The sequence below is a fragment of the Cupriavidus sp. L7L genome (genome assembly GCF_004353535.1).
GTDB classification, from domain to species: domain Bacteria; phylum Pseudomonadota; class Gammaproteobacteria; order Burkholderiales; family Burkholderiaceae; genus Cupriavidus; species Cupriavidus oxalaticus_A.
This window is the reverse complement of record NZ_SMNY01000078.1, coordinates 1-8,563: the sequence shown is the minus strand read 5'-3', so window position 1 is coordinate 8,563 and position 8,563 is coordinate 1. Positions and strand designations below refer to the sequence as shown.

The following is an 8,563-nucleotide window of genomic DNA, read 5'->3' as shown; positions in this document are numbered from 1 at the left end:
ACCACACGCCGACCTACACGTCCTGGCTCAATCAGGTCGAGAACTGGTTTGCGCGCATTCAGCGCGATGTGATCGCACGAGGCGTCTTCACTTCGGTGAAGGACCTGGATCGCAAGCTGATGCGCTATATCCGTCAACACAACAAGAATCCCAAGCCAATCAAGTGGAAGTACGACGATCCATCGCGGCGAATTCGCCCGGTGCCAATTCACTGACGCGATGGACTAGTGAAGATCCGCGCCCGGCCTGGGCGACTTAGCTGGATTCACTCCGTGGAGGCTCTGGCCCTCTCCCCCAACCCCGCTCCCGCTCCCGCTCCCGCAAGCGGGAGAGCGAACAGGCCCGGTGGCAGCGGGGCAAGTGGGCTCTTCTGCGATAGCGCCAAGCGAGCGCAGCGACGCGTTCCGTGCCGAGACCCTCGACCTGAGATGCTGCCGGCGCGCACGCAGCCGTAGGCGTTCCTACGTTGACCCACGCAGAAGGGGCCACCCACAGCTCTGGGCTCGTTCAAACATCGCTTCAACTCCGAGCCACCGTGGCGCACCACGGCGTCAGGCAGTCCTGCCCTGCAACGAAGCTCAGCCCCGTACGAAAGCCCCCGCCCACTACGATAAAAGTGGCCGCCCGCAGGGCCGTAAACGCGCTTTTTGGTGACTTTTTGTCGCTCGGACAAAAAGTTACCCGCCCTTTAGGGCGGAACCGGGCGTATCAAATGGCTACCAGATGCCAAGCCGCAGGCAGAAAAAGGCAACTGCCAATCCGCATGCCCCCTACCGAAAGCCCACAACCACCTCATTACTCCGCCCCTGCAAAACCGGCACCAGACTCCCCTGTCCCGGCACCCGAAATGCAAACACAAACCCCTTGGTAGCATCATCGCCGGAGAACGCGGACGTTAGCCCCTCGGCCTGGGGCAACATCACACACCGCTGCGCATTGCACAAATATGCCTGCAACTCGGCCGGCGGCGTCTGCGCAAAGCTGTAACGCCACCGCACCGTCGTAATCACCCCTTCAGCCTGCGGCAACATCCCCACAGGCTGAATCGGCGCCGACACCGCCCGCTGCCCCCGCCCATGCAACGCCGGCCCATTGACCGACCCGGTCCACGCATGCCGTGTCCCACCTTCGATCGCCGCCCAGGCACAAGCCGACGCAGCGAGCAGCACAACGCCGGCGCCGCGGGCAAGCAGGCCACCAACACCCATCACAACAACCCACGCAACTGGTTCCGCAACCGCGTAATCGCCTGCCCCCGGATCTGGCACACGCGCGACTCGGTCACATCCAGCACCGCCCCGATCTCCCGCAGGTTCAGCTCCTGGTCATAGCACAGCGACAGCACCAGCTTCTCGCGCTCGGGCAGCCGGTCGATGGCGCGGATCAGCGCTTGGCGCATGCCGCTTTCCATCAGCACCGTCAGCGGATTGCCGTCGTCGCTGCCGGCAAGATGGCGGTCGAGGAAATCCTCTTCCCCGGAGCGCTCGAAATCCTCGTAATGCAGCAGCTGGCAGCCATAGACCTCGTTGAGCAGGACCTGGTATTCGCCCAGCGGCATCTCCATCGCCTCGGCCACCTCGGAATCGAGCGGCGTGCGTCCGAGCTTCTGCTCGAGCGAGCGCTGGGTGCGTTCGATGCGCCGCGTGAACTGGCGCAGGCTGCGCGACTGCCAGTCGTTAGCGCGCACCTCGTCGAGCATGGCGCCGCGGATGCGCTGGCTGGCGTAGGTCTCGAAGCGCGCGCCGTGGGTGTCTTCATAGCGTTTGGCGGCGTCGAGCAGGCCGATCATGCCGGCCTGGATCAGGTCGTCGATCTGCACGCTGGCAGGCAGCTTGGCGGCCAGCTGCAAGGCGATGCGACGCACCAGCTGCGCGTGCGCCTTGACCACATCGGCCTGGTCGAGCTTTCCCTGGATCGTGTACATGGTGCAATTCTCGTGAATGCTGGATTGCTGGACGGGCACGCCACGCGGCGCGCCGGCTGGCTCAGGGTCTGGTTCGTTGGTAAGGCATGGCTCGGGTGGCGCTCACGCCGGCACCGCCGGCACCGGCGTCGCGGCAGGGGCCGGCGCCTCGGCGCGCAGCGGCCAGCCGCCGATGCTGCCGGCGGTGCGTCGCAGCGCGCTGGTCGCGGGTGCTGCCGGGAAGGCCTCGACCACGCAGCGGCCAAGCTGCACGCCGCGCGCCACCAGCGGGTCGGCCGGCAGCCAGCCGGCGCACAGCACTTCCACGCCGAGGTACTGGCTGGCGGTACGCGCCAGGTTGCGCAGGATCGCCTGCACGGCGGCTTCGGTGCCGGCCATGTTGACCACCAGGTAGAAGCGGCGCCAGGCATACAGGTGATGCAGGCGCTTGATGCAGGCATAGGCGGCGGTGATCGACGCCAGCTCCGGGCGCATCACGATCACCACGTTGTGCGCGCCGCCGGCAAAGGGCGACAGCGCGCCGTCGGCATCGGCGGTGGCATCGACCAGCACGCTGCGAAAGGCCGACAGCGCCGCGGCGGGCACGTCGAGCCCCGCGCGTTGGCGGCCGGCCGGCAGCACCGATACCGCGCCGCCGGTGCCGACGCCCGCCGCGGCTTCCAGCGGCAGGCGTCCTTCCTGCACGTCGGCGAGCGTGCCGGCCGGGGTCGCGCCGGCGAGCCTGGTCGCGCGCGCCGTGGCCGGGTCTTCGTCGAGCAGCAGTACGCGCTCTCCCTGCATCGCAAGCGCGTGCGAAAGGCCCAGCGCCACCGTGGTGGCGCCGGCACCGCGTTCGCTGGCGACCACGGCGATGCGGCGCGTGGTGCGCGGCGCCAGCATGCGCCGCAGGCTTTCCGCCTGGTCCATGGCGAGCGTGCTCACTGCAGGGCTCCCATGACATCGGCCGCTTCCGCGACAGCGGGTGCTGCCGCGGCGCGGCCGGAGTAATTCTCCAGCACGTCGAGCAGCGCCAGCATGCGGCCCATGCCTTCATTGAGCACGGTGCCCGGCACCGCCGTGCCGGCTCGCACGGTGCGCCCGGCCAGGCGTGCCAGGAACGCCGGCGCGGTCGCGGTTGGCGCGTGTTCGAGGCACAGCACCGACAGGCCAAGCTGCAGCGCCGCGAGTGCGGCACTGGCGGCGTGGCCGGCTTCGGCATCCTGCGCGAAGTGGTCGATGGCATGGCGCAGCGTGCGCAGGCGCGCTTCGGCCGTGTCCGACCATGGCGCCCAGTGCGCCACCTGTGCTGCATCCGGCGCCAGCGCCGGGTCGCACAGCAGATAACGGGTATCGAGCAGCTCGCCGCTGGCGCGGTCGACCAGGCGCACCACCACCAGGCAGGCATCGATGCCGCCTTCGGGAGCGCCCTTGCCACGCGCGGGGCTGTCGGGCACGCGCACGTTGGCGGTGGCCAGCCAGCGCACCGCGTCGCGCTCGCGCACGATGGCGTCGCCGATGGCGTGGAAGGTCAGCGTATCGGCGAGTGCATCGAGCTTCCAGGCGGCGCCTGCGCCCACCACGCGCACGGTCTTGCGCGCGCCCGCGATCCAGCGTTCGCCGGCCTGCTGCCAGCGCGCCAGCGTGGCGGCGGACGGCATCGCGTCGACCACGTTGACCACCCTGCGCGCAGCGCTCATGGCGGCGCGCAGGTTGGCGGCCTCGGCGTCGGCCTCGCCCAGCGGCTGGCCGGCGCGGCCAGCGGCGGTGACGGTGGCGGCAAGCGGCGTGCCGTCGCGGTCGCCCAGCCACAGCGTGTGCTGCAGCGGCTGCGGCGTGCGGCGGCCGGGCACGCTGACCGGCAGCGTGGCCGCCAGCGCCAGCACGTACTGGTCGCAGGCGCGGCTGACGTCGCGGCAGACCGCTTCGCGCACCTGCTGCGCCATCGCGCGCAGCGCGGTATCGCCCGCGGTGCGCTGCTGCCACAGCGAGCGCGCCAGGTCGAAGCCGAGGCCGGCGCCATTGAGTTCCGCGACACACTGGCCCAGCGCATCGGCGCTGTCGGTGAGCGAGCGCAGCACGTCGTCGGCACCGCCCTTCGCGGACTGATCGTCTGCTGCAGCCTGGCGGCGGCGTGCGGCGTCGGCATCGGCAAAGACCGAGCCGCGGCGCGGCGTCAGGAAGGCACGTTCGACCAGCGCGGTGCTGCTGGCCAGCTCCAGGTGCTCGGGCACGCGCTGGCCGGTCGAGGCGTAGAACACCGGCAGCCGATGGCGGATCACCACATCGAGCACCGAGCCCAGGTGGGTAGCTTCATCCAGCTTGCTGATGATGCAGCCGTCGATGCCGCCATCGTCCGGTGCGGCATCGTGGCGGTAGGCATGCACGACTTCATTGAGCGTGTCGCCGTGGCTGGCGCCGTTGAGCAGCAGCACGCGCTGCACCGGCGCGGGCACGCCGGCGAGCATGGCGATCTGCTCCGACAGGCTGCGGTCGCGCTGGCTCATGCCGACGGTGTCGATGATGACCAGGTGCTTGTCCTTCATTGCCGCCAGCGCGAAGCGCAGGTCGGCGGCGTCCTTCACCGCATGCACCGGCACGCCGAGGATGTCGCCATAGATGCGCAGCTGTTCATGCGCGCCGATACGGAAGCTGTCGGTGGTCAGCAACGCCAGCTTGTCGGCGCCGTGGCGCAGCACGAACCGCGCCGCCAGCTTGGCGGTGGTGGTGGTCTTGCCCACGCCGGTGGGCCCGATCAGCGCCAGCACGCCGCCCTGTGCGAACAGCTGGTCTTCGTCGCCCAGCACCGGCACCTTGCTGGCCAGCTCCTTGCGGATCCAGGTCATCGCGGCCGGACGGTCGTAGCCCAGCGGCAGGCGTGCCAGCAGCGTGCGCGCCAGCTGGCCGGAGAAGCCGGCCCCCACCATCCATTCGAACAGCGATTCGCGCAGCGGGTCGCTGGCGGCAACGCCGTGGCCCGCCGCGGTGGGCGCATTGCCGATGCCGGCAAGCTGGCGCTCCAGCATCGCGCGCATCGACTGCAGCTCGCCGCGCAGGTCGCCAATGGCTGCAGGCTCCGCCGCCGGCGCGGGCGGCACATAGGCCTGCGCGCTGGCCGATACGCTGCCCAGGTCGGCATCGCGCATCGCGACGATCTCGACACCGCCCTCTACGGTACGGTTGGACAGCACCACGGCATCGGGGCCCATGGCTTCGCGCACCTGGCGCATGGCTTCACGGCCGTTGGCGGCAACAAATTTAGCTACGCTCATCGTTGGCTCTGTCGGGTGATCGCTCACGCGCCGATCATGGCGGTGATGCGGATATTGCGGTTGTCAGGCACTTCGGCATGCGACAGCACCCGCAGCTGCGGCAGCGTGCGGCGCAGGAAGCGCGCCATCAGCGGGCGCAGCTGCGACGGCACCAGCAGCACCGGGTCCAGCCCCATCTGCTCCTGGCGCCTGACCGCGCCCTGGGTCTGCTGCAGCAGCGCATCGGCCAGGCCTGGCTCGATGCCGCCGCCGTTGGTCAGCGCCTGCGACAGCACCCGCTCGAGGCCGGCGTCGAGGCCGATCACCTGCAGGTCGGCGTTGTTGGGGAACAGTTGCTGCGTGATGGCGCGGCCCATGGCCACGCGCACCATCGCGGTCAGTTCGTTCGGATCGCTGATCTTGGGCGCATGCTCGGCCACCACGTCGAGGATGGTGCGCATGTCGCGGATCGCCACGCCTTCGTCGAGCAGGTTCTGCAGGATCTTCTGCAGCGCCGTCAGCGAGATGGTCTTGGGCACCAGGTCTTCGGTCAGCTTGGGCGCGTCCCTGGCGATGCGGTCCAGCAGCGCCTGCACTTCCTGGCGGCCGAGCAGCTCGGCCGCATGCATGTGGATCAGGTGATTCAGGTGCGTGGCGACCACGGTGCTGGCATCGACCACGGTGTAGCCGTAGGACTGCGCCTGCTCCTTGATGCCCGCGTCGATCCATACTGCAGGCAGGCCGAAGGCGGGATCGCGCGTGGCCGCGCCCGGCAGCGTGCCGCTGACCTGGCCCGGGTTGATCGCCATCCATTGCCCCGGCATGGCTTCGCCGCGGCCGATCTCGACGCCCTTGAGCGTGATGCGGTAGGCGTTGGGCTTGAGTTCCAGGTTGTCGCGGATATGCACCACCGGCACCAGGAAGCCGATTTCCTGCGCCACCTTCTTGCGGATGCTCTTGATGCGGCCGAGCAGTTCGCCATCCTGCGCGCGGTCGACCAGCGTGATCAGGCGATAGCCCACTTCCATGCCAAGCGGGTCGACCAGCGAGACGTCGTCCCAGCTGGCTTCGGTCGACTCCTGCGCGACAGCGGGCGCGCGTTCCTCGCGCTGCCTGACCTGCTGCTGCGTCGCCGCCTTGCGCGACAGGTAGCGGCCCATCCAGACCAGCGCGCCGGACAGCAGCAGGAAGGCGAAATGCGGCATGCCCGGGATGATGCCCATCAGCCCCATGATGCCGGCGGTCAGGTACAACACGCGCGGGTTGGAGAACAGCTGCCCGGTCAGCTGTTCGCCGACATCCTGCTCATTGGCCACGCGCGACACGATCACGCCGGCCGCGGTGGAGATCACCAGCGCCGGGATCTGCGCGACCAGGCCGTCGCCGATGGTCAGCAGCGTGTAGTTGTGCACTGCGGTGCCGAAGTCCAGGTCGTGCTGCACCATGCCCACCACCATGCCCGCGGCGACGTTGATGAACATGATGATCAGGCCCGCCACGGCGTCACCGCGCACGAACTTGCTGGCACCGTCCATGGCGCCGTAGAAGTCGGATTCCTGCGCCACTTCGGCGCGGCGCTTCTTGGCCGCCGCTTCGTCGATCAGGCCGGCGTTGAGGTCGGCATCGATCGACATCTGCTTGCCGGGCATCGAGTCCAGCATGAAGCGCGCGCCCACCTCGGCAATCCGGCCCGCGCCCTTGGTGATGACCATGAAGTTGATCACCACCAGGATCGCGAACACCACGATGCCGACCGCGAAGTTGCCGCCCACCAGGAAGTGGCCGAACGCTTCCACCACTTTGCCGGCGGCGTCCGGGCCGGTATGGCCTTCGAGCAGCACCACGCGAGTGGAGGCGACATTCAGCGACAGGCGCAGCAGCGTGGTAAACAGCAGCACCGCGGGGAACGCGGCAAAGTCCAGCGGCTTCTGCGTGTACATGCTGACCAGCAGCACCATGATCGCCAGCGCGATATTGAAGGTGAACAGCAGATCCAGCACGAAGGCCGGCAGCGGCAGGATCATCATCCCCAGGATCATGATGATCAGCAGCGGCCCGGTGAAGGCCTTCATCTGGCCGGCCGAGCGCAGGCCAGGCAGGTTCAGCAATGAGCTCAGAGCATTCATTCGCGGCTTTCCGGTACGGCGAGTTCATCAGGCACCAGCAGGTCCGACGGCGCCTGCGGCTGCGGGCCCTGCGAGTAGTGCCAGTGCTTCAGTTGGTAGACCCAGGCCAGCACTTCGGCCACGGCGGTATAGAGTCCGGCGGGGATCTCGTGGCCCAGCTCCACGTGGCGGTGCAGCGCGCGCGCCAGCGGCGGCGCCGACATCAGCGGCACGCGGTGCTCGGCGGCCAGCGCGCGGATGCGCGCGGCGACTTCGCCGGTGCCCTTGGCCACCACGCGCGGCGCGCCCATGCGGCCCTCTTCATAGCGCAGCGCCACGGCGAAGTGCGTGGGGTTGGTCACCACCACGTCGGCCTTGGGCACCTCGGTCATCATGCGGCGGCGGGCCATGGCGCGCTGCTGCTGGCGGATGCGGTTCTTGATATGCGGATCGCCCTCGCTCTCCTTGAATTCCTGCTTGACCTCTTCCTTGGTCATGCGCAGCTTCTTGAAGAACTCCCAGTACTGCCAGGGCACGTCGATGGCCGCCACCACCAGCAGCGACAGCGACACCACCAGGCAGCAGTACAGCACCAGGTCGACCATGTGCAGCAGCGCTTCCTGCACCGGTGCGTTCATCAGCGCGATCGCCTCAGGCAGGCGCTGCCACAGCACCCAGGCGCCGACCGCGCCGACCAGCAGCGACTTGGCCACCGCCTTGAGCAACTCCACCAGGGAATGCGCGGAGAACAGGCGGCCCAATCCGGCCATCGGCGACATGCGCGAGAACTGCGGCGCGAACGACTTGGCCGAGAACACCCAGCCGCCCAGCATCAGCGGCGCGGCCAGTGCGGCAACGCCGAACAGCAGCAGCAGCGGCAGGAAGGCGAGCAGGCTGTCCCACACCATCAGCGCGAAGCGCGACAGCATGCGCGAGGTATCAAAGGCGGTTTCCCGCTCGAAGCGCAGCGCGCCCTGCATGACCTGATTGAGGCTGCGGCCCATGTGGCCGCCCAGCGTCCACAGGCCGAGGACGCCGGCGATCAGCATGATGAACGTGGCCAGCTCGCGCGAACGCACCACCTGCCCCTCCTCGCGCGCCTTTTCCAGGCGCCGGGGTGAGGCGGGTTCGGTTTTCTCGAGATCGCTTTCTTCGGACATCCACGCTCCGTGCGAAGCGGCAGGCCGCTATTCGTCAGCACGGATTATCGAAGCGTGGGGGGCTTCCCATTCATGGGAAAAGGCGGGGGATTTGGGTGTTGTTTGGGAGATCGGGGGACTTGGGGGATTAACGGCGGGGGGTTGGGA

General features: G+C 68.6%; 6 protein-coding genes and 1 pseudogene. 1 reads left to right on the top strand and 6 read right to left on the bottom strand.

The features are described 5' to 3' along the window. Positions 1–215 (top strand): annotated as a pseudogene (locus E1J61_RS35555) (IS630 family transposase); the annotation flags it as partial. 555 nt (positions 216–770) lie between these two features. Here the strand turns inward: E1J61_RS35555 and E1J61_RS35550 are convergent. The 6 genes from E1J61_RS35550 to flhB form a co-directional block, all read right to left on the bottom strand. After that, entirely contained in the window at positions 771–1,208 is a 438-nt protein-coding gene (locus E1J61_RS35550; RefSeq protein WP_133098476.1) for a flagellar protein FlhE, read from the bottom strand. Next, on the bottom strand, positions 1,208–1,924 hold the full coding sequence (locus E1J61_RS35545; RefSeq protein ID WP_133098475.1) for an RNA polymerase sigma factor FliA: 717 nt from the start codon (positions 1,922–1,924) through the stop codon (positions 1,208–1,210). The genes E1J61_RS35550 and E1J61_RS35545 overlap by 1 nt, the downstream gene beginning before the upstream one ends. Before the next feature lie 102 nt (positions 1,925–2,026). Next, positions 2,027–2,830, bottom strand: coding sequence for a flagellar synthesis regulator MotR (locus E1J61_RS35540; protein ID WP_133098477.1), 804 nt, complete (start codon positions 2,828–2,830; stop codon positions 2,027–2,029). A gap of 11 nt (positions 2,831–2,841) precedes the next feature. Continuing rightward, the gene (gene flhF, locus E1J61_RS35535) at positions 2,842–5,172 is read right to left on the bottom strand and encodes a flagellar biosynthesis protein FlhF (protein ID WP_133098474.1); all 2,331 of its coding nucleotides are present in this window, start codon (positions 5,170–5,172) and stop codon (positions 2,842–2,844) included. Positions 5,173–5,195: 23 nt separating this feature from the next. After that, a complete protein-coding gene (gene flhA, locus E1J61_RS35530) occupies positions 5,196–7,277 on the bottom strand; it encodes a flagellar biosynthesis protein FlhA (RefSeq protein WP_133098473.1) in 2,082 nt (693 codons plus the stop codon). Further along, positions 7,274–8,416, bottom strand: a complete 1,143-nt coding sequence (gene flhB / locus E1J61_RS35525) for a flagellar biosynthesis protein FlhB (RefSeq protein ID WP_133098472.1) — start codon at positions 8,414–8,416, stop codon at positions 7,274–7,276. Before flhB ends, flhA begins: the two co-directional genes overlap by 4 nt. Between the last annotated feature and the right edge of the window lie 147 nt (positions 8,417–8,563).

Bases quoted from the DNA above. Each gene is read 5' to 3' on its own strand.
- E1J61_RS35550 (WP_133098476.1), bottom strand. From the start codon at position 1,208: ATGGGTGTTGGTGGCCTGCTTGCCCGCGGCGCCGGCGTTGTGCTGCTC.
- E1J61_RS35545 (WP_133098475.1), bottom strand. From the start codon at position 1,924: ATGTACACGATCCAGGGAAAGCTCGACCAGGCCGATGTGGTCAAGGCG.
- E1J61_RS35540 (WP_133098477.1), bottom strand. From the start codon at position 2,830: ATGGACCAGGCGGAAAGCCTGCGGCGCATGCTGGCGCCGCGCACCACG.
- flhF (WP_133098474.1), bottom strand. From the start codon at position 5,172: ATGAGCGTAGCTAAATTTGTTGCCGCCAACGGCCGTGAAGCCATGCGC.
- flhA (WP_133098473.1), bottom strand. From the start codon at position 7,277: ATGAATGCTCTGAGCTCATTGCTGAACCTGCCTGGCCTGCGCTCGGCC.
- flhB (WP_133098472.1), bottom strand. From the start codon at position 8,416: ATGTCCGAAGAAAGCGATCTCGAGAAAACCGAACCCGCCTCACCCCGG.